Raw genomic sequence first — 23,159 nt, 5'->3', positions numbered from 1 at the left:
CGGTCGGGCGGTCGTCTATGGGGCCCTCGCCGGGAGCGTTGCAGCCGCGCGCCGGTTCATGCCGCGGCTATTCCTGTTTGACCCGGTCCCAGACCCGGGACTGGCCGAACAGCGAGATGCCCCAGTAGCCGCGGATCTTCAGCTTGTCGTTGCCGGGCAGGACCGTGATGTTGCAGTTCCAGGTCTTGCCCGTGGTCGCGTCGTAGAGCTTGCCATAGTCCCAGAAATTCTCGCCGTCCGGCGTCAGGCCGACGAGAATGTCCTGGCCGATCAGGATCCTGCTGCGCTTGGCTTCGTCCGGGTTGTTGATGTCGCGCGCGTCCGGCTTGCTGCTCCAGACCAGCGTGCCGCACAGCTTGTCGCCGCATTCGTAGATCTTGACGTGGCCTTTTTCGCCCGAATCGCTGATCCCGAGCCAGACGCCGAGCGGCGACAGTTTCTCCGCCGCACTCGCCGCCCCGCCGGTCAGCAGGGCCGCCGCGACGAGCATCGACGCCAAGGCCGGGGCGCGGACCTTCATCGCACATTTCAATGCCATACTTATTCTGCCCGCCGTCACAAAGGCGGACCTCCCGTCCTTTCCGTCTGGAGCGGGCGACGGGGCTCGAACCCGCGACCCCGAGCTTGGGAAGCTCGTGCTCTACCGACTGAGCTACACCCGCGCTAGTTCCATACCGCCTGCGGCCGGGCCGCCGCGCCATGCGCCTGCCCGGCCCGCACCCGGCCTGTTTAGCCGCCGCACCGCCGGCGGGCAAGACGGAGGTGCGGGGATTCCGGACATGACGGTCTTTTGAATAGGCGCGATCGCCGGTGCGGGGCTATGACCGGCGGCGCGACCGCCTATATGGTGCAGTATGACCCCCGCCGTCCCGGCGCTCCGCGAGGACCGCCCCGCTCTCGACACGGCAAAATTCCGCGATCCGCTGCATACGGCGGACGGCGCGGCGCGCGCGCGCATCGGCCTGCGGGCGCTGGAGACCCTCTGGTTCAACACCGGCACCCTGTGCAACCTGGCCTGCGGCAACTGCTATATCGAATCGAGCCCGGCCAACGACCGGCTGAGCTACCTGACGGCCGAAGAGGTCGGCGGCTATCTCGACGAGATCGCGCGCGACGGCCTGCCGGTGCGCACCGTCGGCCTGACCGGCGGCGAGCCCTTCATGAATCCGGAGATCGCGGAAATCCTGGAGCGCATCCTCGCCGCCGGGCACGAAGCGCTGGTCCTGACCAACGCCATGCGGCCGATGATGCGCCATGCCGACGCGCTGTCCGAACTTCGCGAACGCTTCGGCGGCCGCCTGACGTTGCGCGTCTCTATCGACCATTACGCCGAGGCCCTGCATGCGCTGGAGCGGGGGCCGCGGGCCTGGGCGCCGATGATCCTCGGCCTCAAGTTCCTGTCGGACAACGGTTTCGCGGTTACCGCCGCCGGCCGGACGATGTGGAAGGAGAGCGAGGCCGAGCTGCGCGCCGGCTATGCCCGGCTGTTCGAGCGGGAGACTATCCGGATCGACGCAAACGATCCGGCCGCGCTGCTGCTGTTCCCGGAGATGGACGAAACGCTGGACGTGCCGGAAGTCACCGAAGCCTGCTGGGATATTCTGGGCGTCGATCCGGGCAGCCTGATGTGCGCCTCCTCCCGCATGGTCGTCAAACGCAAGGGCGAGAGCCGGCCGGTCGTGATGCCCTGCACGCTGCTGCCCTACGACGAACGGTTCGTCATGGGGCATTCGCTGGGCGAGGCGGCCGGCGCAGTCCCGCTCAACCATCCGCACTGCGCGCGCTTCTGCGTCCTCGGCGGCGGCAGCTGCTCGGGCTGATCCGCCGGACCCGTTACCTGTGCAGCCGGTCCGGACCGTTACCCATGTAACCGGTTTGCACCGCCCGGCTGCCCCTCCCCCAAGGATCCCCTGCGGAAGGGCGTGCCGGACGGACCGGACGCCGGAAAACGGCCGGATTTTGAATGAATGCTCAATATTTTTCTTTCGTTTTTTCTTGCGCAGCGGCGCTCCTAACCCTTTGGAATCGTTGGAAACACGCCGCTCCGGGATGCAAGAAAATAAGCCAGATAGGAAATATTACAGATTTCCGGCCGGGCGGGAGCGCCAGTCGACACCGGGGGTAGCACCGCCCTACAGGATCGGGGCAGGACCGGGAGCAACACGGCCCGGCGGAAACGGAGGGTCGAACCGGAGTGGGTCCGGCTGTCAGGCCCAATGGCGCACAGGGCGGCGCACAGGATGGCCGACTGGCGGCGGCGGGCCGGAGAGCGGGAAAGACGGAACGGTCCCGCACGGTCCCTCGCCTGCTTCTTCGTTCGCTTCTCTTTGAGGGGGCGTCGGCCGGCCGCGGCAGGCGCATTTCGGGCGTTGACGGGGCCGATATAGGGCGCGGGATCGACCGTGTCAAGGAATATTATCGAGAAAAAGGAAATAATTTTGAAAGGCCGGCCCGGCGGAGCCCGCCGTGGGGCTTTTCGCAGAGGAAGCCCAAGGGGAGGGGGGACGCCTTGCATTTTACTGCAGGTTCCCGTTCGCGGCCTTTCGCAGAGGATTTCTCAAGAAACAGGGCCGCGTTGCGCTGCCAGCGGGAGACGGATACGGATCGTGCCAAATCCCGGAAATACGACGGGGCGCGGGTGGACAGGGGACCGCAGCTTCAGTATGCGTCGGCTTCGTGAGCACCGACCGGCTTTCTTCCCGGCTCCCCTGCGTTCCTGTCCCCGAGGGCGGCGGGCCGGGCGGCGCTGCCTCCGGACATTCCGCCGAGGTGTCGGAGACGGATCTGGCGGATCTGGCGCAGACGCTGGCGGCGTGCGCCGGGCGCGGCGACGTGATCGCGCTCAGCGGCCCGCTCGGCGCCGGCAAGACAACCTTCGCCCGGCATTTCATCCGCAGCTACGCGGCGCGCAGGGGCGGCGCGGCCGGGGAGGTGCCGAGCCCGACCTTCACCCTCGTCCAGCTCTACAGCTTCGGCGCCGACACGGTCTGGCATATCGACCTGTACCGGATCGTTTCGGAGGAGGAGCTGTGGGAGATCGGCTTCGAGGAGGCGCTGGCCGGCGGCATCTGCCTGATCGAATGGCCGGAACGCGCCGGCAACCTGCTGCCGGACCGGCGCATCGACATCGGCCTCGACCATACCGGCGATCCGGAGCTGCGGCGCCTGTCCGTGGAAGACCGCACCGGTAACGGCGGCGAGGGGCCGGGTCGGCTGGCGCCGGTGTTCGACCGGCTGGCGGAGATCGGCTCCGGCGCCGCGGCGGCGGACGGGCGCGACCGGGCCCGCCGCGCTTTCCTCGCCGGCACGGAGTGGCGCGACGCGCGGATGACGGCGCTTTCGGGCGACGCGTCCTTCCGGCGCTATTTCCGGCTGGCCGGCGGGCCGTTCCCGGCCCTGCTGATGGATGCGCCGCCAGCCCGGGAGGATGCCGCGGCCTTCGTGCGGGTCGCCCGGCATCTGCGCGTTCTCGGCTTCAGCGCACCGGCCATCCATGCCGAGGACCCGGCGCAGGGCTTTCTCGTCATCGAGGATTTCGGCGACGCGACATTCACCCGCCGGCTTGCCGAAGGCGCGGACGAGGACGCGCTGTATACCCTGGCGACCGACACGCTGATCGCGCTGCACCGCCATCCCGGCGCCGCCTCGGTCGAGGTTCCGCCCTACGACGGGGACGCGCTCCAGCGCGAGGCAGACCTGCTGATCGACTGGTTCCTGCCGGCCGTCACCGGCGCGCCGACGCCGACGGCGGCCGCCGCGGAATACCGGGCGGTCTGGCGCGATCTCTATCCGCTCGCCGAGGCTGCGCCGCCCACCCTCGTCCTGCGCGACTATCACGTCGATAACCTGATGGAACTGCCGGGCCGCGCCAGCGTCGCGGCCTGCGGCCTGCTCGATTTCCAGGACGCGCTGATCGGCTCGCCGGCCTACGACCTGGTGTCCCTGGTCGCCGATGCCCGGCGCGACATCCGCCCGGCGCTGCGCGACGCGATGGTCGAGCGCTATCTCGCCGCGTTTCCGGCGCTCGACCGGGCGGATTTCCTGGCGGCGGCGGCGACGCTGTCGGCCCAGCGCAACTGCAAGATCATCGGCATCTTCACCCGGCTCATGGCGCGCGACGGCAAGCCGGTCTACCTGCAGCACATCCCGCGGGTCTGGCGCCTGCTCGAGGCCGATCTCGCCCACCCGGCGCTGGCGCCGGTCAGGGCGTGGCTGGACGAGGCGATTCCGCCGGCCCTGCGCACCGTCCCGCATTTCGGCGACCCGCCGTGACCGCGCCGCACACGGCCCCCGAAACGGCCCCCGAAACGGCAATGCTGCTCGCTGCGGGCCTCGGCACGCGGATGCGGCCGCTGACCGGGGCCGCGCCCAAGCCGCTGCTCGAAGTCGGCGGCCGGACCATGCTGGACCGGACGCTGGACAAGGCGCTCGAAGCCGGCGTCACCCGCGCCGTCGTCAACACCCACCACCTCGCCGCCCAGATCGAACGGCGGCTGAAGGCGCGCACCGCGCCGGAGATCGTCATCAGCCACGAGGCCGAAATTCTCGATACCGGCGGCGGCGTGCTCAATGCGCTCGACGCGCTGGGACCGGACCCCTTTTTCGTGCTCAACAGCGACACGGTCTGGGAGGACGGGCCGACCCCGGCGCTGCACCGCCTCGCCGAAGCCTGGGATCCGGCGCGCATGGATGCCCTGCTGCTGGTCCACCCGACGGTCGCCGCCACGGGATATGCCGGCGACGGCGATTTCTTCATGGATATCGAAGGCCGGTTGCAGCGCCGCGGCGAAGCGGAGATCGCGCCCTTCGTCTTCACCGGCAGCCAGATCCTCAGTCCGGCCCTGTTCGACGGCATGGCGCCGGGCGCCTTTTCCCTCAACCGGGTCTACGACCGCGCGCTCGAACGCGAACGCCTGTACGGCATCCGGCACGACGGCGCCTGGCACCATGTCGGCACGCCGGACAGCTTCGAGCGGGTCAGCCGGCTCTACGCCCATATCGCACAGGGCGATGCCGCCGCGCCGCCGGCCCAGGCCGACCTGTTCGACGCCGGCTGACCGCACCATGACCGCACAATGACCGGGACCGGCAAAATGGCGGCGGACGGCGTGCCCGCCCGAAGCGTCTACACCATCCCGCCCCAGCGGGATTTCGTCACGGCCCTCGCACGCGGCCTGTTCGACCGTTTCGGCGGCGCGCCCGAAAGCCTGGCGCCGGTCCTGGTCCTGCTGCCGACGCGCCGCGCCTGCCGCACCCTGCGCGAGGCTTTCCTGCGGCTGAGCGGTGGCGCGCCCCTGCTGCTGCCGAGGATGCGCCCGATCGGCGATGTCGACGAGGACGATCTCGCTCTTTCGGCCGGCGACGACCTGCCGCCCGATGACGGTTCGCTGTTCGAGACGCCGCCCGCGATTCCCGAACTGAAACGACAACTGCTGCTGGCCCGGCTGATCCTCGAGCGGGAGCGCGATGCCTCGGCGGAGCAGGCCGTGCTGCTGGCCCAGGCGCTGGCGCGGCTGCTCGACCAGGCCCAGACCGAGCGGCTGTCCTTCGACCGCCTGGCCGAACTGGCGCCTGCCGACCTATCCGCGCACTGGCAACAGACCCTCGAATTCCTGAAGATCGTGACCGCGCACTGGCCCGCCGTCCTGGCAGAGAACGGCGCGATGGATCCGGCGGCGCGGCGCAACCTGCTGCTGGAGCGGCTGGAGCGGCGCTGGGCCCAGGCCGCGCCGGGCCATCCGGTGATCGCCGCCGGCTCGACCGGCAGCATCCCGGCGACGGCCGACCTGCTGGCGACGGTCGCGGCGCTGCCGGACGGCCAGGTCGTCCTGCCGGGACTGGACCGCCATCTCGACGAGGAAAGCTGGTCGGCGGTCGAGGCCGACGAAGGCCATCCCCAGTTCGGCCTTGCGCGGCTGCTGCAACGCCTCGGCATCCGGCGGGAGGACGTGCAGGACTGGCCGGAACCGGCCCCGGCGGACGGCGCCGCCCTGTACGAGGCGCCGCGCGCGCGCGTTAGCCTGATCGCCGAAGCCCTGCGGCCGGCCGGGACGACGGAGGCCTGGGCGCGCCGGCCGCTCGACGGCGATACGCTGGCCGCCGCGCTCGGCCCGGACCTCGGCTGCATCGTCTGCCGCGATCCCGGCGAAGAGGCGCGGGTCGTCGCGCTGGCCTTCCGCCGGACCCTCGATACGCCGGGCAAGACCGCCACCCTGGTCACGCCCGACCGCGACCTCGGCCGGCGGGTCGCTGCCGAAATGCAGCGCTGGGGCGTGACCGTCGACGATTCCGCCGGCGTGCCGCTGGCCGCCACGCCGCCGGCCTCCTTCCTGCTGCTGCTCGCCCGCGCGGTCGAGGACGGGCTTGCGCCGACCGGCCTGCTCGCCCTGCTCAAGCATCCGCTGTGCGCCGCCGGGCAGCCGTTGGCGGACACGCGGCGGCAGGCCCGCGCCCTCGAACGGGCGGCGCTGCGCGGGCCGCGGCCGGAGGCCGGGATCGCCGGGCTGCGCCGCCGGCTCGCCGCAGCGCGGGACGACCGGTTCGGGCCGGGCCTGGCGGTCTGCGATTCCGCCACTGCCCTGGTCGACCGGCTTGACGGACTGCTTGCGCCGTTGCTGGCCGGCAAGCCGCGCGCCATGCCGGATTACCTGCGCGCGCTGTGCAGCGCCGCGGCGGCGCTGGCGGCATCGCCGGACGACCCGGCCGGCCGCCGCTTGTGGGCCGGCGACGCCGGCGAGGCGCTGGCCGGCTTCATCGACGATCTGGCCGATGCGAGCGCCGTGGTGGCCCCGGACGCGCTGCACGATCGCGCAACGCTGCTTGCCACGCTGATGCTCGGCCGGGTCGTGCGGCCGCGCTACGGCGCCCATCCCCGGCTTGCCATCCAGGGTCCGCTGGAAGCCCGGCTGCACCATGCCGACCTGACCGTCCTGGGCGGGCTGAACGAAGGCGCCTGGCCGCCCGAAGCGCCGGTCGATCCGTGGATGAGCCGGCCGATGCGGCTGCAGTTCGGCCTGCCCTCGCCGGAGCGGCGGACCGGCCTGTCGGCGCACGATTTCGCCCAGGCCTTCTGCGCGCCGGAAGTCCTCGTCACGCGCAGCGAAAAGGTCGAGGGCAGCCCGGCAGTCGCGTCGCGCTGGCTGCAGCGGCTCGATACGGTCCTCGAAGGCGCGCTCGACGCCGAGACCCTCGCAGGCATCCGCGAGCGGGACGGCGCGCTCGTCGCGCTGGCGCGGCAGCTCGACCGGCCAGCGCGCGTCGTAAGCTGCGCCCGGCCGCAGCCGCGCCCGCCGGTCGCCGCCCGGCCGCGCCGCCTGTCGGTCACCCAGATCGAGCGCTGGCTGCGCGATCCCTACACCATCTACGCCCGCCACATCCTGCGCCTCAGGCCGCTCGACGAGATCGACGCCGACCCCGGCGCGCTGGAGCGCGGCATCATCCTGCACGACGTGTTCGAGGCGTTCGTGCGCGACCACCCGGCCGGGCCGCTGCCGCCCGATGCGCTGCCCAAGCTGCTGGCGCTGGGCCGCGCGCGCTTCATGGACCTCGCCCACGCGCCCGGCGTCGCGGCGCTCTGGTGGCCGCGCTTCGAGCGGGCGGCCGAGGCCTTCGTCGCCAGGGAGGCGGTCCGGCGCCCGGCGATCCGAAGCTCCCATGTCGAGGTTGACGGCCGGATCGAAATTCCTGCGCCGGCCGGGCCGTTCACCCTGACCGGCAAGGCCGACCGGATCGACCTGAAGCACGGCGGCGGCGCCGAAATCCTCGACTACAAGACCGGCAGCCTGCCGAAGGTCAAAGACGTTGCCGCGGGCTTCAATCCCCAGCTGGCGCTGGAAGGGCTGATGCTGCGGCGCGGCGGGTTCGCCGATGTGCCGGAAACCGCCGATGCCGCGGACCTGACCTACTGGCAGCTGAGCGGCGGCCGGACTCCGCTGGAAACCCGGCCCGCCGCCGGCAGGACGCCGGCTGCCGACCTGATTGAAGACGCCGAAGCGGGCCTCGCCCGGCTGGTTGCGGCCTTCGACGATCCGGCACGGGCCTACGCCGCGCGCCCGGCAAGCGCCTGGGCCCTGGCCTACAACGATTACGAACATCTGGCGCGCATCCGGGAGTGGGCGCTGGCGGAGGCGGACCCGTGACCGCGGCGCGCCGCCAAAAGGCGCCGCCCGATCCAAAGCGGGTCGCCGAGCGCGCGCAGAGCCGGGCCTCGAAGCCCGAGGTCTCGTCCTGGGTCGGCGCCAGCGCCGGCACGGGCAAGACCCATGTGCTGACCCGGCGTGTCCTGCGGCTGTTGCTGAACGGCGCCGCCCCGGCGCGCATCCTGTGCCTCACCTTCACCAAGGCTGCGGCGGCGGAGATGATCGACCGGATCGCGGCCCGGCTCGGCCGGTGGGCGCTGATGGACAATGCCGTCCTGCGCAAGGATCTGAAGGAGATAACCGGCCGGGCGCCGGTCGCGGCCGAGACGGCGCGCGCCCGCACCCTGTTCGCGACCTGCCTGGACGTGCCGGGCGGTATGCGCATCCAGACGATCCACGCCTTCTGCCAGGCCCTGCTCAAGCGCTTCCCGCTGGAGGCCGGCGTGCCGCCCCACTTCCGGGTGATCGAGGAAGGCGACCAGCGCGCCCTGCTGAACGGCGTGCGCGACCGGGTGCTGGCCGATGCCGAACCCGGCCGCGGGCCGTATTCCGAAGAACTGGCGCTGCTCACGCCGCTCGGCGGGCCGGACGATCTCACCGCCCTGCTCGGCGAGTTCCTGGGCGAGCGCGGCCGGCTGCGCGACCTGTTGAAAAACGAAGCGGCGGTTTCCCGGGCGGTCCGCCGGCTCTACGACGAGGCCGGCTTCGACACCGGCGCGAGCCAGGCGGCGCTCGACGCCGAAGCCTGCGCCGAAGGAGCGTTCGACCGCGACGGGCTCAAGCAGGCGGCGCGGGCGCTGGAAAGCGGCAGCCCGACGGATGCTGGAAAGGCGGAGGAAATCGCTGGCTGGCTGGCGGCCGGTGATGCGGCCCGGGCGGAGGCGCTCGACGACTATGCCGCGGCTTTCCTTACCGGGGAACATCAACCGCGCGCGCGGCTGGCGACGAAAGGCGCTGTCGGGAAGATGCCCGACATCCTCGACGTCATGGGGCAGGAGGCCGCCCGGCTCGCCGGCGTGTACGACCGCAAGAAGGCGCTGGCGGTCGTACAGCGGAGCGCGGCGCTGGCCCGGCTCGGCGCGGCGGTGCACCAGGGTTACGAGGCGGAGAAGCGGCGGCGCGCGGTTCTCGATTTCGACGACCTGATCCTGAAGGCCGAAGACCTGCTGACCCGCAAGGCGGCGACCGAATGGGTGCTCTACAAGCTGGACGGCGGTATCGACCACATCCTGGTGGACGAGGCGCAGGATACCAGCCCGCAGCAATGGCGCCTGGTCGAGGCGATCGCGCAGGAGTTCTTCGCCGGCAAAGGAGTCGAGCCCGCGCCGGCCGACGACGGCCTGCCCCGGCCCCCGCGCACCGTGTTCGCCGTCGGCGACATCAAGCAGTCGATCTTCAGCTTCCAGGGCGCCGACCCAGTCGTGTTCGACAACGTCCGCGAAGGTTTCCAGGACCGGGTGCGGGCCGCCGGGGAGGAGTGGTCTCCGGTCGATCTCGACGTGTCCTTCCGTTCGGTCCAGCAGGTGCTTGACGCGGTGGACAGCAGCTTCGCCGAGGGTCCGGCCCGGGATGGCGTGGTCGGCGACGGCGTTGTCGGGGAGGGCGCTGCGCTGCGCCATACCGCCTGGCGGCAGGGCCAGGGCGGCATGGTCGAACTGTGGCCGGTCATCGCCCCGGACGAGCCGGCGGAACCGGAGGTGTGGACGCTGCCGGAAATCGACGCCGAGGCGGCCTCGACGACCGAGGAACTGGCGCACCGGATCGCCCGGCAGGTGCGCGCCTGGCTCGACGGATCGGCCGGCATGGTCTGGGACCGTTCCGGCAGCGAACCGGTGCAGCGCGCGCCGCGCGCCGGCGACATCATGATCCTGGTGCGCCGGCGCGACGCCCTGGTCGAAGCGCTGATCCGCGCGCTCAAGGATTCGGCCGTTCCCGTCGCCGGCACCGACCGCATGGTGCTGACCGAGCAGCTGGCGGTCATGGACGTGCTCGCCGTCGCGGATTTCCTGCTGCTGCCGGAGGACGACCTGACGCTGGCGACGGTCCTCAAGGGCCCGCTGTTCGGCTTCGACGACGACCGGCTGTTCGATCTCGCCCACGGGCGCGGCAGGGCCAGCCTGTGGTCGCGCCTCCAGGCGGCGGACGACGACGCGTCGAGGGAGGCGGCGAAGACCCTGTCCGGCCTGCTGGCGACCGTCGACTACACGCCGCCCTACGAACTGCTCAAGGCGATCCTGACCGGGGCCGCGCCGCCGACCCCGCAGCCGCCTCTGCAGCCGGCCCCACAACCGACCCCACAACCCACGGGGCGCGAGCGTTTCTGGGGCCGGCTCGGCCCCGACGCCATCGAGCCGCTGGAGGAGCTGCTCAACCTCGCATTGGCCTTCCAGCGGGACCATCCGCCGTCCCTGCAGCATTTCCTGCACTGGCTGCGCCGGCGCGAGGTCGAGACAAGGCGGGACATGGAAAGCGTTCCGGACGCGGTGCGCATCATGACGGTCCACGGCGCCAAGGGGCTCCAGGCGCCGATCGTCATCCTGCCCGACACGATCCGGGTGCCGAAACGGGCCGACAGGCTGTTGTGGCCGGCGGCAGACGCCGGCGCCGCTGGAGCGATTGGCGGCCTGCCGCTGATCGCGCCGTCCGATGCGGATGCGGACATCCGGACGATGGGTTTCAAGGACGATGCCAGGGAGGCCGGGCGGCAGGAATACAACCGGCTGCTCTACGTCGCCATGACCCGGGCGCAGGATGCCCTGATCGTCTGCGGCAGCCGCGGGCCGAGGAAGATCGACGACGATTGCTGGCACACGCTGGTCGAGCGCGGGCTGCGCCGGCTCGACGGCACGGCTGAGGTCGCCGACGACGGGTTCGACGAACCGGTCATGCGCTACGGCAGCCTTGCAGCGGCGGAAACGCCGCCGCGGGAGGCGGTCGTGGCGTCCGAGACCGGCGCGGCGCACGATCCGGCGGCATTGCAGGCGCTGCTCGCTCCGCCGCCGCCCGAAGCGCAGCCGCCCCGGCCGCTCGCCCCGTCGCGGCCGGCGGAGGACGAGCCGCCGGTCTTCGGCCCGTTCGACGCGGGCGCGGACCGGTTCCGGCGCGGCGCCCTGATTCACCGGCTGCTGCAATATCTGCCCGACCTGCCGGAAGACCGGCGCGACCGGGCGGCTTTACGATACCTCGCCCGCCCCGGCCACGGCCTGACGGACGACCAACAGCGCGAAATTGCCGCCGAGATCCGCGCCGTGCTCGACCTGCCGGAGGCCCGGCCCCTGTTCGGCCCAGGTTCGATGGCCGAAGCGCCGGTCACCGGCACGGTCGGCGGGGCGGTGATTTCGGGCCAGATCGACCGGCTCGCCATCGGCGCGCAGACGGTCTCCGTCGTCGATTACAAGACCAACCGCCCGCCGCCCGCCGACGCCCCGGCGACCCCGCCGGTCTACCTGCGCCAGATGGCCGCCTACCGGGCCTTGCTGCGCCGCCTCTATCCGGCCCGCAGGGTCGACTGTTTCCTGCTCTGGACCGCCGCCCCGCGGCTCATGGCGCTCGCCGATTCGCTGCTCGACCCCTATGCGCCGGAGAGCGGCTGAGCGGTGCGAACCGGCTTGATTTGTCGGCGTCGTTTTCCTAGATCGTAAACCGGTCCCGGAGCCCGATCCGGGGCCCGTACCGCAGCAAAAGACCGGCGCCCCGAGAGCGCCGGCCTTCAGGGAAAACGGGGTAAGCATGGCCTTGAACAACGTGACCGATTCGTCTTTCGACGCCGATGTCCTGCAGTCGCCCACGCCGGTCCTGGTGGATTTCTGGGCGGAATGGTGCGGCCCCTGCAAGCAGATTGCGCCGGCGCTGCAAGACATGGCCGCGGACAAGGACGGCCGGATTTCCATCGCCAAGCTGAACATCGACGAGAACCCGTCGATCCCGCAGCGCTACAATGTGCGCGGCATCCCGACCCTGATGCTGTTCAAGGGCGGCGAACTGGCGGCCACCAAGGTCGGCGCCCTGCCGAAGAGCAAGCTCTACGAATGGGTCGACAGCGTGCTCGCCGACGGCGCCTGACCCGCTTCTACCCTTCCGACAGCGCCAGCGCCTGCCCGATCAGGTAGAGCGACCCGCAAACAAGGATAGTGCCACCATCGGCGGTGCGTGCCGCCGCAAGGTCGAGCGCGTGTCCTAAATCCCGCGCCGCAGCCGCCTCCGGTGCGCCGCGTGCGCGGGCTTCTTCGGCCAGCCCGTCCGGCGGATAGCATTTGTGTCCGGGAACCGGCACCGCCGTGAGCGACGCGCACATCGGCGCCAACGGCGCCAGAACGCCCGCCGGATCCTTGGTTTCCAGCAGGCCGAGAATGGCGTGGACCGGGCGCGCCTGCGCCTGCACCCAATCGGCAAGCGCCTTGGCGGCGGGCGGGTTGTGCGCGCCGTCCAGCCAGAGCTGCCGGCCGGGCCCGAGCCTCGCCGCAAGGGGGCCGGCCCCGAGGCGCTGAAGCCGGCCGGGCCAGGCGACCGTCTGCATGGCCTGCGCCCAGTGCCGGTCCTCCGGCCGCGCGACGCCGGACGCATCGGCCAGAGCGACGGCGAAGGCGGCGTTCGCGGTCTGGTGGCCGCCGGGCAGCGCCGGAGGCGGCAGGCGGCATTCCCGGCCCGGGCCGGCATAGCGCCATGTTCCGTCGCCGGAACCGGCCGCGGCCTCGAAACGCCAGGTCTCGCCGCATGTCTCCATCGGCGCCCCGGCCTCGGCGGCGGCGCGTTCGACAACATCCAGCGCAGCGGGCGGCAGGTCGCCGACGACGACGGGAACGCCGGCGCGCAGGATGCCGGCCTTTTCCGCCGCGACCGCCGCGATCGTATCGCCGAGATAGCCCTGATGGTCGAGGCCGATGGAAACGATGCCGGTTGCGGCCGGTTGCGCGACGACGTTGGTCGCATCCAGCCGCCCGCCGAGCCCGGTTTCCAGCAGCAGCACGTCGGCCGGAGTTTCGGCGAAGGCCTTGAAGGCTGCGGCGGTCGTGATCTCGAAGAAGGTGATCGGCGCGCCGTCGTTTGCCCGGTCGGCGGCTTCCAGGATATCGACCAGCGCCGCGTCGCCGACCGGCCGTCCGTTCAGAACGATCCGTTCGTTGAAGCGCACCAGATGGGGCGAGACATACTGGTGGACGGTCAGCCCTGCCGCCTCGAAGGCGGCGCGGCAGAAGGCGAGGACGGAGCCCTTGCCGTTCGTGCCCGAGACGTGGATCACCGGCGGCAGCCGGTCCTGCGGCCGGCCGAGTTTGGCCAGCAGCGCCTCGATCCGGCCGAGCGACAGGTCGATGACGCGCGGGTGGAGCGCCGTGAACCGCTCGAGCAGCCGGTCGACGGTTGCGGCGGACAAGGGTGGGTTCAGTCGGCGGCGGGTTCGCCGGATTTGTCCGGCCCGGATGCGTCGCCGGCCGCCTCTTCCGCCGGCTTCCCGGACGGCTTCCCGGACGGCTTCGGGGCCGGCTTCGCGGACCGCTTCGGGGGCGCCGCCGCGGTTTCTGCATCGGCTTCAGCCGGCCCGGCCAGCGCCTTCGGCGTTTCCGGCGCGGCCGCGATCCGGCCGGCAGGTTTCAGCGGCACGACATCGGCCGGCGGGTTGGGCCGGACCAGATGGCGCAAGGTGCGGATCAGCGTTTCGCGCATCTCCTGGCGCGGCACGACCATATCCACCATGCCGTGCTCGTGGAGATATTCCGCGCTCTGGAACCCTTCCGGCAGCTTCTCGCGGATCGTGTCCTCGATCACGCGCTTGCCGGCGAAGCCGATCGTCGCGCCCGGTTCGGCGATCGCGATGTCGCCCAGCATGGCGAACGAGGCGGAAACGCCGCCCGTCGTCGGGTCCGTCATCAGGGAGATGAAGGGCAGGCGCGCCTCGCGCACCTCCTGCACCGCGACGACAGTGCGCGGCATCTGCATCAGCGAGAGGATGCCTTCCTGCATCCGCGCGCCGCCCGAGGCCGGAATGGCGATGAGCGGCGCCTGCTGCAGGACGGCAAGGCGGGCGGCCGCGACGAAGGCCTCGCCGACCGCAACGCCCATAGAGCCGCCCATGAAGGAAAAGTCGAAGGCCGCGATCACGACCTTCATCCCGCCCATCGTGCCGTGGCATACGATGGCCGCATCGCCGCCCGACTCCCGGGCGCCGGCCGCCGCCTGGGCGTCGCGCAGCCGTTCCGAATAGCGCTTGCGGTCGCGGAATTTCAGCGGGTCGACGATCGCTTTCGGCGGTTCGATCTCCTGGTACGCGCCGTCGTCGAACAGCGCGGCCAGCCGCTCGCGCGCCGCGATGCGCATGTGATGGCCGCAATGCGGGCAGACCTTCAGGTTGGCGTCCAGCTCGCGATGGAAGATCATCTGATCGCAGGCGGCGCATTTTACCCAGAGATTTTCCGGCACATCGCGCGTGACCAGGGCGCGGATTTTCGGACGGATGTTTTCAAGCCAGCTCATGGCTCCTCACAGAATTGCCCGCGGATGCAGCGGCCGGGGGGATTCTCCCAAAGTGCGACCCCGCGATGCACGTTCAGCCCGCGCGGACGGCCGGCACGCCGCCGCCGGCCTCGACCTGGCGCTCCAGCTGCCGGGCCGTGCGCCGGATTTCGCGCGTCCTGCGCCGGCCCTTGCCGCCGGCCAGCCAGGCGACCAGCGCGCCGCCGAGGAAACCGAGTGCAATGCCGCCGAACGCCAGCCCGTAAACCGGCAGCGACAAGGTCAGCGGCGCCGGCCACAGATTCACCATTGCGGCATGATAGTTGTGGGTCGCGAAGACGATGAAGGCGATCCCGACCAGCCCGATGACGATCCAACCGATAAGTCTCATGCCGGTGCTCCTGCAGGACTGCTCCTCTGGGGCCGCGCCGCAGCGCCGAACCGGACAGATGGCAACGGTCCGCCGCCGGCGCAAGCCCGTCCGGGGAGACGCGCCGGTTGCCGCCGGGGTCAGTCCGTCCGGTCGGAATTGAGCCGCTCGCGCAGTTCCTTGCCCGTCTTGAAATAGGGCACACGCTTGCGCGCGACATGGACGGTCGCGCCGGTGCGCGGGTTGCGCCCGGTGCGCGGCGCGCGGTCCTTGACCGAAAAGGCACCGAAACCGCGCAGTTCAACGCGGTCGCCGCGTTCCAGTGCGTCGGAGATTTCGTCGAACACCGTTGTCACGATGCGTTCGAAGACCCTCGCCTTCAGATCCGGGTGCCGTTCGGCCAGCCGGGCGATCAGTTCCGACTTCGTCATGGCAAGTGCGAACGCTCCCAAACGCGGCAAAAGGATTCCGGAACGGTCGCGAGCCAGTCCGAACATTGCCTGCGCACTGTCCCCAACCGGAACGAAAGAGTGCCAAAGGGGCGCGCCAAGGTCAAGACTAAGTCTCTAAGAAATAACTATTTTTATGTTGCCGCTGCATACAGCCCCGGCAGGGATGCGCCCGTGGCGGCGTGCGGCCGGCGCCGGCGCCGCCAATTGCCGGCGCGAACGCCGGCGCCGCAATTCCTTCGGACCGGCCGGAATGCGGCCATAGGGAGCGGCGCGGCCGCCCTTGACCTTTGGCATTTTCCGCCTTTATACCGCCCATTCCGCGCGCCGCCGCTGCCCGGCCGGCGCGCGCTGCACGCCGACGACAAACCGTACCGGACCGAAGAGAGAAGATGGCCCATCACAAATCGGCCAGGAAGCGCATACGCCGCAACGGCGCCAAGGCGCAAGTCAACACCGCCCGGCGCAGCCGGGTGCGCGGATACCTGAAAAAGGTGGAACTCGCGATTTCCGCCGGCGACCCGGAGGCGGCGCGCGACGCGCTCAAGACCGCCCAGCCGGAAATCATGCGCGGCGTGACCAAGGGTATCCTGCATCGCAATACCGCATCGCGGCGCATCAGCCGCCTGAACGCGCGTATCAAGGCGATGTCCTGACGCTGTACGGCGTGGGCGGCGTGGCGCAGGCTGCGCCGGGCCGCCGGCAGGACAGGCAGGTCGATCGTCCAGAGAGCATCGGGTTTCGCCGGTCCCGCGCACGGCGGCATGCTGCTGCACCTATTGAATTTTGCAGCGCAACACAAATATATCGCATCGCAACCCGGAACTCCCCAGAAATCCCCCCGAAATCCCTCAGAAATCCAAGGAGGCCTACATGCCGGACGGATCCGGTGACCGGACGGTGCAGGAACTGCTCTCCAGCTGTACCTGCCAGAACCTGCGCCAGGCGACGCGGGTCGTGACCCAGCATTACGAACAGGCTATGGAGCCGATCGGCCTGAAGATTACGCAGCTTCCGGTGCTGGCGGCAGCGGCGGCGAACGGCCCGGTTCCGATGAGCCGGCTGGCGGAAACGCTGGTCATGGACCGCACGACCCTGACGCGCAACCTGCAGCCGCTGGAGCGCGCCGGCCTGGTGGAGGTTGCATCCGGAGACGACCGGCGGGCGCGTCTTGTCAGCGCAACCCCGAAAGGCCTCGACGCGCTCGAAGCGGCGCTGCCCCTGTGGAAGCAGGCCCAATCCGGCATGGTCGAGGCGCTGGGGCGCTTCAAGTGGGGCGTCCTGATGGAGAATCTGCGCCTGACCGTGGACGCGACCCGGAAATAGGCTGCCGACTGAGGCCGCTGCGACAGGCCTGAGATCGCCACGGGGCGGGTCCGGCAGCGGCCGACGCCCCGCGCGGCGCCGGTTCCGCCCGGCCGGCGAACGGTCTAGACTCCGGTTCGCCGCTGCCCGCCGCCCGACCGCCGTCCGCCCGCCCCATGCCGGAAATCGACCTTCACGCCCTGCCGGAACACCTGCCGCCCGGCGCGCCGGCGTTGGGCCTCGATGTCGGCGCCAGAACGGTCGGCCTCGCCATCTCGGACCGCACGCGCACCATCGCGTCGCCGCTGGTCACGGTGCGCCGGAAGAAATTCGCCGCCGATGCCGCGGCGATCGCGGCCCAGGTCGCCGGGCGCGGCGCGGCCGCCCTGGTCTACGGATTGCCGGTCAACATGGACGGCGCCGAAGGGCCGCGCTGCCAGTCGGTCCGGCAGTTCGCGCGCAACCTGGACGGCCGGCTGCCGCTGCCCTACGCCTTCTGGGACGAACGCCTGTCGACCGCGGCGGTCGAGCGGCTGTTGATCGGCGAGGCGGATATGACCCGCAAGCGCCGCGCGGAGGTGGTAGACAAGGCCGCGGCGGCGTGGATCCTCCAGGGCGCGCTGGACGCCCTGAGAGCGCGGGCGGCCCGGGAGCGGCCGCCACAGGATCCGGCCTGACGGCGCAGCGGCGGAGGCCCCTTGTCCGAGACCTTCACAGCAATCGCCCCGGTCGTCGTCCTGATCCTGCTGGGCTGGGCCTTGCGCAGGGCCGAGTTCGCGCCCGAAGCCTTCTGGACCGGCCTCGACCGGCTGACCTATTTCATCCTGCTGCCCTGCCTGCTGGTCAACGGACTGGCCGGCGCGAATCTGGACGAGCTGCCGGTCGGCGACGCCGTGCTGGCGGCCGGTGCGGTCGTGCTGGCGGCGGTCGTGCTGATGCACGCGGTCCGCCGCGTCGTCGCCCCCAAGCCCGGCGCCTACGGCGCGCTGGTGCAATGCAGCCTGCGCGGCAACAACTATCCGGTCCTGGCGATCGTCGTCACGCTGTTCGACGATGTCGGCCTCTCCGCCTTCGCGCTGTCGCTGATCGCCTTCGTGCCCCTGACCAACCTGATCAGCGTCATCGCGCTGGTGCGGACGGGCAGCGGAAAGGGTGCGGCGGCGGGCGCCCTGGGGCCGATCGTGCGCGAGATCCTGCTCAACCCGATCCTGATCGCCGTTGCCCTGGGCCTCGCGATCAATGTCGCCGATACCGGCATTCCCGGCCCGGCGGACACGATCCTGGAGGTCCTCGGCCGGGCCGCCCTGCCGCTCGGGTTGCTGGCGGTCGGCGCCGGCCTCGCCTTCGACGCCACGGCCGGAAGCGGGCGCGCCGTGCTGGCGTCCATGGCTGTCAAGCTGCTGCTCCTGCCGGCTCTCGTGCTGATCGGCCTCGACATGCTGGAGATCGGGGGCACCTATGCCACGGCGCTGCTGGTTCACGCCGCGGTGCCGTGCTCGGTATCGGCCTATGCGTTCGCCCGGCAGCTGCGCGGCGACGCCAAGACCACGGCCGCCATGATCGCCGCCCAGACGGTGGTCAGCATCGTCACCCTGCCGTTCTGGCTCTGGCTGGCTACGGAATTCCTGTAGAGCCCGGGCTCCGGCTCAGTTCATGATCGCGTCCGGCAGCCACAGCGGGATTTCCGGTACGAACATCACGACGAAGGTGACGACCAGGATCACGAAGAAGAAATGCTTGCCGTGCTTCCACCATTCGAAAACGGTGGTGTCGAGCAGGCGGCAGGCGAACAGGGTCTGGACGCCGACCGGCGGTGTCAGGTTCGCGAGCAGGATGATCATGCTGAAACTGACCCCGTAGTGAATCGGGTCGATGCCGAGGCTCTGGGCCGACGGCAGCATCAGCGGCACGAAGATCAGCATGATCGGCACGGCCTCGATAAAGAAGCCCATCACGAAGAAGACGGCAAAGTTCAGGAGCAGGAATTCGGTCGGCGTAAAGGCGCCGGCCTTGAAGAACTGCTCGACGACGTCCGCCAGGTTCAGCCGCACGATCAGCACGCCGAACACGGCTGCGCCTGCCACCAGGAACAGGTAGCTCATGGAGCTCAGCAGGTTGCGGCTGAAGGAATCGGCCAGGCCGGTCACGCTGGTGCCGGCCCGGAATATGGTGAAGCCGAGGAACAGCGCGAAGACGATGCCCGCTGCGCCCGCCTCGACCGGCGAGAAGACGCCGAAGCGCATGCCGCCGAGGATAAAGATCGGAATCGCCAGGCCGACGAGCGCCGCGGCCGGCGAGCCGCCGCGCCGGTGGTAGATCTTCGCCGCTCCGCCCGGCGCGCCGGCCGCCGCCGGTTTCGCGGATTCGTAGCGCGTCTGCAGGAATGCCGCGACGATCATCAGGCCGATCGCGACCATGATGCCCGGCGCGATTCCCGCGATCCACAGGCGCAGGATCGAGATTTCGCCGGCCAGGCCCAGGATCAGCAGGACGTTGCTTGGCGGGATCAGGGCGCCGATCAGCCCGGCGCAGGAGATCAGCCCGGCCAGGTAGCCCCGGGCATAGCCGATTCGCTCCATCTCGTCCCGGAACATGGAGCTGAGCATCCCGGCCTCGGCCAGGGTCGAGCCGGTCATGCCGCCCATGAAGAGCGAGGAGACGATCAGGACCTGGGACGTGCCGCCCCGGACGCGCCGGCCGATGACCTCGCCGAACCAGACCACGCCGCGGGCGACGCCGATATCCGACAGCACGCCGCCGAAAATGATGAAGAGCGGCAGCGCCAGCCAGGCGAAGTTGCCGAGCACGCCCATCACGGCGATCGGCGATCCCAGCAGCGGAATGCCGGCCACCAGCATGCCGACGAGGCCGGCCAGCCCCATGGCGGCGGCCAGCGGCACGCCGAAAATCGCCAGCGAGAACAGGACGACGAAGGCGATTCCGCCGGCGATCAACTCCATCGGCGGAGCCCCCGCAGGAGGTATTTGCCGAACTTGGCGAGGATCGTTGCGCCGCCGCCGACCAGGATGGCGTAGTAGCCGACCTCGATCGGCCAGCCGAGCGCGGCGTATTTCGAGAACATCCTGGGCAGCAGGGCCCAGGTCGACCAGACGAGGAAGCCGACGAACAGGACGATGGCGATATCTTCCAGGATCTCCTGCAACCGGGGCGGCAGGTTGAGGATCTGGACCTTGATGTGGCTCCTGTCCTGGTCGATGGCGAAGACGCTCAGGAACACCAGCCAGATCATGATGATGACGCTGAGTTCCTCGACCCAGGAAATGCCCAGCGCACCGTCGAGCACGAAACGGTCGACGATGTTGACGAACAGCAGCGCGATCACGGCGGCGATCGCCGGAACGAAGAGGTATTTTCGGATCCGACCGCTCAGCCTCAGGACCCGTTCCTGCATGTCACGCGCCTCGCTGCAGGCCGGCACCGGCCCGGACGAAACCGCCCGAAACGGCCGGGGCCGCCTCGGGCGGAATCGGATTCATCGGACCGGCGGCCCGTCGTTGTGGGCTATTTGAGCATGCCGGCTTTCCGCAGACGGGCCAGCAGCGCGGGCGGTGTGTATTTCGCCACGGCCTCGCTCTTGTAGACGCTCTCGCTGGCCTTCTGCCACATCGCCATCTGCTCGGGCGTCAGGTCGATGATCTCGGCGCCGCGCTTGGTGATCGCATCGCGGAAGGCCTGATGCGCCTCCTGGTCGACCTTCATCTCGTAGAGGGCGGCTTCCCCGCCGACCTCGGTCATGACCTTGCGGATGTCCGCCGGCAGCTTGTTCCAGAAATCGACCCGGACCCACATGACCTGGGGCAGATACTGGAAATTCACCATCGTGATGTGCTTGGCAATTTCGTCGAAGCCGACATTGTGGATGTGCGGGATCGGGATCTGCACGCCCTCGAACACGCCCTGGCTGAAGCCGGTGAAGGTATCGGCCCACGGCACCGGGACCGGGTTGGCGCCCCAGGCCTTGTTGATGACGATGTCGAGCGGCGCGAGGCTGACCCGCTGCTTGGTGTTCTTGATGTCGGCCGGGACGACGAGCCGGACCTTGCGGGTCGCGATCGCCCGGGCGCCGCCGTTGCTGGGCATGATGTAGACCAGCTTGAGGCCGGTCTCCTTCTCGACCTTGGCCTGGAGCTCCTTGCCGACGTCGCTGTTGATCATCTGGAGGAGCTGGCGCGGTCCGGTCTTGAGGTCGCCGCTGACGATGAAGGGCAGGTTGACCCAGTCGTAGTGCCGGGTGAACACGCCGACCGTGGACGTGCCGGCGGCGGCGAAATCGATCGATCCGGCGAGCAGCGCCTCGAGCGCCTTCTCTTCCTGATAGAGGCTGCCGCTGTGATGAATCTTGAACTTGACCCGGCCGTTGGTCCGCTTCTCGACCTCGGCGGCGAAGAAGTTGACCGCCTTGCCCGACGAAATCTTCGGGCTGGGATAGCCGGCATAGGTGAACTTGAATTCCTGGGCCTGCGGCGCCTGGCTCGCCAGAGCCGTTCCCGCCAACGCCATCGCGGCGAAAACCGCAGGCTTTTTGACATGCTTCCAGATCGACACGATAACGTCCTCCCATTCGTTAAAATGCCCCTCGGTCGAGGGGCGCGGCATTGTCAGTGTGCCCCTACACCCTGTCAAGGCAACCCCGAACATGGCTGCGTCCCGGCCGGGACCCGCAGGTATGCAGGGCAAAAACCGCGTTGCGCCGGCGCGATAGGCAACGGATCGAAGGGCAGCCGGGAAGGGATCACATGCGGTGGGCGAAGCTGTCGCGCCGGAAGCTGTAGAGCGCATCCGGATCGACCTTGATGTCGACGACGGCGGGGCGATCTTCGTCCAGCGCCGCGGCGATCGCGTCCTCGACCTCCGACAGGCGCTCGACCCGGTAGCCGGCCGCGCCGTAGAGCCTGGCCAGTTCGTCGAACGGCGGGCTGCCGACGTCCGCGCCGATATAGCGCCCGCCGAAAAAGTCCCTCTGATAGGCCTTTTCCGCGCCCCAGCAGCCGTTGTTCATCACGACCGCCACGGTGTTGAGCCCGTGGTCCACGGCCGTGCTGAGCTCCGAGACCTGCATGCCGAAGCCGCCGTCGCCGGCAAAACTGACGACCGGCCGGTCCGGCTGCGCCGCCTTCACGCCGAGGCCGCAGGCGAAGGAAAAGCCGACCAGGCCGAAATCGAGCGGCGTGAACAGGCAGGGCGGCTCCCAGTATTCGAGCGCGTCGGTGGCCTGGAGCGTCATGGTGCCGGCGTCGAGCACGATGGCGGCGTTGCGCGGCAGCACCCGGCGGTAGGCGCGGAACAGGCCGGAGGGCTGGATCGGGCTCTCGTCCATGACCGCCTCGGCATCGCGCCGGGCGAGGAACGCCTTGCGCTCGGCCTGGAACTGCGCCGTCCACTCGGTAGCTTCGCGGATCGCGGCGGCTTTGCGCACGGCTTCGGCGAGCTGGTCGGCGACGGTCGGCGCATCGGCCCAGATGCCCAGCGAGACCGGGAAATGGCGGCCGATTTCCGTCGGCTCGATCTCGACCTGGACGATCGCCGCGTCCCGGTTGATGTTGTCGTAGGAGTAGAAGGTCGAGTTGAAGCCGAGCCGGGTGCCGAGGGCGAGGATGACATCGGCCTCGAGCACGAGGCGGGACGCCACCGGATTGCCGCGCGGCCCCATCTGTCCGGCGTTGAGCGGATGCCCGAACGGAATCGCGTCGCCGTGGCCCGGCGACATGGCGACGGGCGCATTCAGAAGCTCGGCGAGCGCGAGGGTCTGCGCCGCGCCGCCGCCATTCTTGATCCCGCCGCCGGCGACGATGACCGGCCGCTCCGCGTCGAGCAGCATTTGTGCCGCCCGCTCCACCGCCGCCGCCGGGGCCGCTGGGGCGTACTGGACGCGATAGGTGTCCGGCACCGGCGGCTCGGGGAACACGGCCTTGGCGGACTGGACGTTGCGCGGCACGTTCAGCAGCACCGGGCCGCGCCGCGGCGTGAGCGCAGTGCGGAAGCCGGCCTGAAACAGCTCCGGGATGCGGTCGACGCTCGGCACGGTCACGCTCGACTTGGTGACCGGGGACAGGGTCGCGTGCTGGTCGACCTCCTGGAACGCGTCGCGGTAGACATGGGCGGACGAGAGTGCCCCGGCGATGGCGACGACCGGGGAATAGGCCGCCGACGCCTGGGCGAGGCCGGTCAGCAGGTTGGTCGCCCCCGGCCCGTTCTGGCCCGCGACGATGACGCCGGGCCCGCCGCTCGCCCGGGCGTAGCCGTCGGCCATGTGGGTACCGGTGCGCTCGTCGTGCACGCCGACGAAGCGGATGGAATTGGCCTCGTAGAGCCCGTCGAACACTTCCATGGTCGCCGAACCGATGAGCCCGAATACATGGCGGACATCCTCATTCTTGAGGGCTTCGACAACGGCCTGGCCGCCATAGATCGGTTCGGTCATTTCCGCTT

19 protein-coding genes and 1 tRNA gene are annotated in these 23,159 nt (G+C 70.2%); 10 read left to right on the top strand and 10 right to left on the bottom strand.

The genetic code is table 11. The annotated features are described in order from the left end of the window. Positions 1–67 precede the first annotated feature (67 nt). Both OXM58_10810 and OXM58_10805 read right to left on the bottom strand, forming a co-directional pair. Positions 68–538 carry a DUF2147 domain-containing protein gene (locus tag OXM58_10810; GenBank protein MDE0148852.1) on the bottom strand — a complete coding sequence of 157 codons (471 nt, stop codon included), beginning with the start codon at positions 536–538 and terminating at the stop codon, positions 68–70. 48 nt (positions 539–586) lie between these two features. Continuing rightward, positions 587–662 (bottom strand) — tRNA-Gly (locus OXM58_10805). Between the two features lie 192 nt (positions 663–854). Here OXM58_10805 and OXM58_10800 point away from each other — a divergent pair. From OXM58_10800 to trxA, 6 genes are all read left to right on the top strand, one after another. Continuing rightward, on the top strand, positions 855–1,820 hold the full coding sequence (locus OXM58_10800; protein MDE0148851.1) for a radical SAM protein: 966 nt from the start codon (positions 855–857) through the stop codon (positions 1,818–1,820). A 949-nt stretch (positions 1,821–2,769) separates the two neighbouring features. Continuing rightward, on the top strand, positions 2,770–4,272 hold the full coding sequence (tsaE, locus tag OXM58_10795; protein ID MDE0148850.1) for a tRNA (adenosine(37)-N6)-threonylcarbamoyltransferase complex ATPase subunit type 1 TsaE: 1,503 nt from the start codon (positions 2,770–2,772) through the stop codon (positions 4,270–4,272). Then, entirely contained in the window at positions 4,269–5,057 is a 789-nt protein-coding gene (locus OXM58_10790; protein ID MDE0148849.1) for a nucleotidyltransferase family protein, read from the top strand. The genes tsaE and OXM58_10790 overlap by 4 nt, the downstream gene beginning before the upstream one ends. Positions 5,058–5,075: 18 nt before the next feature. Then, positions 5,076–8,138, top strand: coding sequence for a double-strand break repair protein AddB (gene addB / locus OXM58_10785; protein MDE0148848.1), 3,063 nt, complete (start codon positions 5,076–5,078; stop codon positions 8,136–8,138). Then, a complete protein-coding gene (gene addA / locus OXM58_10780; GenBank protein ID MDE0148847.1) occupies positions 8,135–11,731 on the top strand; it encodes a double-strand break repair helicase AddA in 3,597 nt (1,198 codons plus the stop codon). The genes addB and addA overlap by 4 nt, the downstream gene beginning before the upstream one ends. A 136-nt stretch (positions 11,732–11,867) precedes the next feature. Further along, on the top strand, positions 11,868–12,200 hold the full coding sequence (gene trxA / locus OXM58_10775) for a thioredoxin (protein ID MDE0148846.1): 333 nt from the start codon (positions 11,868–11,870) through the stop codon (positions 12,198–12,200). Between the two features lie 7 nt (positions 12,201–12,207). Here trxA and OXM58_10770 read toward each other — a convergent pair whose 3' ends face one another. The 4 genes from OXM58_10770 to OXM58_10755 all read right to left on the bottom strand — a co-directional run bounded on the left by OXM58_10770 (position 12,208) and on the right by OXM58_10755 (position 15,386). After that, positions 12,208–13,509, bottom strand: a complete 1,302-nt coding sequence (locus OXM58_10770; GenBank protein MDE0148845.1) for a bifunctional folylpolyglutamate synthase/dihydrofolate synthase — start codon at positions 13,507–13,509, stop codon at positions 12,208–12,210. Between the two features lie 8 nt (positions 13,510–13,517). After that, positions 13,518–14,606 (bottom strand): acetyl-CoA carboxylase, carboxyltransferase subunit beta, encoded by a 1,089-nt coding sequence (accD, locus tag OXM58_10765; protein ID MDE0148844.1) that lies wholly within the window; start codon positions 14,604–14,606, stop codon positions 13,518–13,520. Between the two features lie 73 nt (positions 14,607–14,679). Then, positions 14,680–14,976 (bottom strand): DUF1049 domain-containing protein, encoded by a 297-nt coding sequence (locus OXM58_10760; GenBank protein MDE0148843.1) that lies wholly within the window; start codon positions 14,974–14,976, stop codon positions 14,680–14,682. 119 nt (positions 14,977–15,095) lie between these two features. Then, positions 15,096–15,386, bottom strand: a complete 291-nt coding sequence (locus tag OXM58_10755; GenBank protein ID MDE0148842.1) for an integration host factor subunit beta — start codon at positions 15,384–15,386, stop codon at positions 15,096–15,098. Positions 15,387–15,796: 410 nt separating this feature from the next. On the opposite strand from OXM58_10755, the gene rpsT reads away from it, so the two are divergent. The 4 genes from rpsT to OXM58_10735 all read left to right on the top strand — a co-directional run bounded on the left by rpsT (position 15,797) and on the right by OXM58_10735 (position 18,340). Further along, positions 15,797–16,060 carry a 30S ribosomal protein S20 gene (gene rpsT, locus OXM58_10750; protein ID MDE0148841.1) on the top strand — a complete coding sequence of 88 codons (264 nt, stop codon included), beginning with the start codon at positions 15,797–15,799 and terminating at the stop codon, positions 16,058–16,060. Between the two features lie 217 nt (positions 16,061–16,277). Beyond that, entirely contained in the window at positions 16,278–16,730 is a 453-nt protein-coding gene (locus OXM58_10745) for a MarR family winged helix-turn-helix transcriptional regulator (GenBank protein ID MDE0148840.1), read from the top strand. A gap of 155 nt (positions 16,731–16,885) precedes the next feature. After that, positions 16,886–17,386: a Holliday junction resolvase RuvX gene (ruvX, locus tag OXM58_10740; GenBank protein ID MDE0148839.1), complete on the top strand. Its 501-nt coding sequence runs from the start codon at positions 16,886–16,888 to the stop codon at positions 17,384–17,386. Between the two features lie 21 nt (positions 17,387–17,407). Next, the gene (locus OXM58_10735) at positions 17,408–18,340 is read left to right on the top strand and encodes an AEC family transporter (protein MDE0148838.1); all 933 of its coding nucleotides are present in this window, start codon (positions 17,408–17,410) and stop codon (positions 18,338–18,340) included. Between the two features lie 15 nt (positions 18,341–18,355). On the opposite strand, the gene OXM58_10730 is transcribed toward OXM58_10735, so the two are convergent. The 4 genes from OXM58_10730 to OXM58_10715 form a co-directional block, all read right to left on the bottom strand. After that, entirely contained in the window at positions 18,356–19,669 is a 1,314-nt protein-coding gene (locus tag OXM58_10730; GenBank protein MDE0148837.1) for a TRAP transporter large permease, read from the bottom strand. Then, on the bottom strand, positions 19,660–20,121 hold the full coding sequence (locus OXM58_10725) for a TRAP transporter small permease subunit (protein MDE0148836.1): 462 nt from the start codon (positions 20,119–20,121) through the stop codon (positions 19,660–19,662). The genes OXM58_10730 and OXM58_10725 overlap by 10 nt, the downstream gene beginning before the upstream one ends. A gap of 110 nt (positions 20,122–20,231) precedes the next feature. After that, on the bottom strand, positions 20,232–21,275 hold the full coding sequence (locus OXM58_10720; GenBank protein MDE0148835.1) for a TRAP transporter substrate-binding protein: 1,044 nt from the start codon (positions 21,273–21,275) through the stop codon (positions 20,232–20,234). Positions 21,276–21,462: 187 nt separating this feature from the next. Further along, a complete protein-coding gene (locus OXM58_10715) occupies positions 21,463–23,151 on the bottom strand; it encodes a thiamine pyrophosphate-binding protein (GenBank protein MDE0148834.1) in 1,689 nt (562 codons plus the stop codon). Positions 23,152–23,159: the final 8 nt, after the last annotated feature.

The sequence above is a fragment of the Rhodospirillaceae bacterium genome (genome assembly GCA_028819475.1).
Classification (GTDB): domain Bacteria; phylum Pseudomonadota; class Alphaproteobacteria; order Bin65; family Bin65; genus Bin65.
The sequence above is the reverse complement of the archived record's forward strand: the minus strand, read 5'-3'. Positions and strand labels throughout refer to the sequence as shown.

Bases quoted from the DNA above. Each gene is read 5' to 3' on its own strand.
- OXM58_10810 (MDE0148852.1), bottom strand. From the start codon at position 538: ATGGCATTGAAATGTGCGATGAAGGTCCGCGCCCCGGCCTTGGCGTCG.
- OXM58_10800 (MDE0148851.1), top strand. From the start codon at position 855: ATGACCCCCGCCGTCCCGGCGCTCCGCGAGGACCGCCCCGCTCTCGAC.
- addB (MDE0148848.1), top strand. From the start codon at position 5,076: ATGACCGGGACCGGCAAAATGGCGGCGGACGGCGTGCCCGCCCGAAGC.
- trxA (MDE0148846.1), top strand. From the start codon at position 11,868: ATGGCCTTGAACAACGTGACCGATTCGTCTTTCGACGCCGATGTCCTG.
- accD (MDE0148844.1), bottom strand. From the start codon at position 14,606: ATGAGCTGGCTTGAAAACATCCGTCCGAAAATCCGCGCCCTGGTCACG.
- OXM58_10760 (MDE0148843.1), bottom strand. From the start codon at position 14,976: ATGAGACTTATCGGTTGGATCGTCATCGGGCTGGTCGGGATCGCCTTC.
- OXM58_10755 (MDE0148842.1), bottom strand. From the start codon at position 15,386: ATGACGAAGTCGGAACTGATCGCCCGGCTGGCCGAACGGCACCCGGAT.
- rpsT (MDE0148841.1), top strand. From the start codon at position 15,797: ATGGCCCATCACAAATCGGCCAGGAAGCGCATACGCCGCAACGGCGCC.
- OXM58_10745 (MDE0148840.1), top strand. From the start codon at position 16,278: ATGCCGGACGGATCCGGTGACCGGACGGTGCAGGAACTGCTCTCCAGC.
- ruvX (MDE0148839.1), top strand. From the start codon at position 16,886: ATGCCGGAAATCGACCTTCACGCCCTGCCGGAACACCTGCCGCCCGGC.
- OXM58_10730 (MDE0148837.1), bottom strand. From the start codon at position 19,669: ATGGAGTTGATCGCCGGCGGAATCGCCTTCGTCGTCCTGTTCTCGCTG.
- OXM58_10725 (MDE0148836.1), bottom strand. From the start codon at position 20,121: ATGCAGGAACGGGTCCTGAGGCTGAGCGGTCGGATCCGAAAATACCTC.
- OXM58_10715 (MDE0148834.1), bottom strand. From the start codon at position 23,151: ATGACCGAACCGATCTATGGCGGCCAGGCCGTTGTCGAAGCCCTCAAG.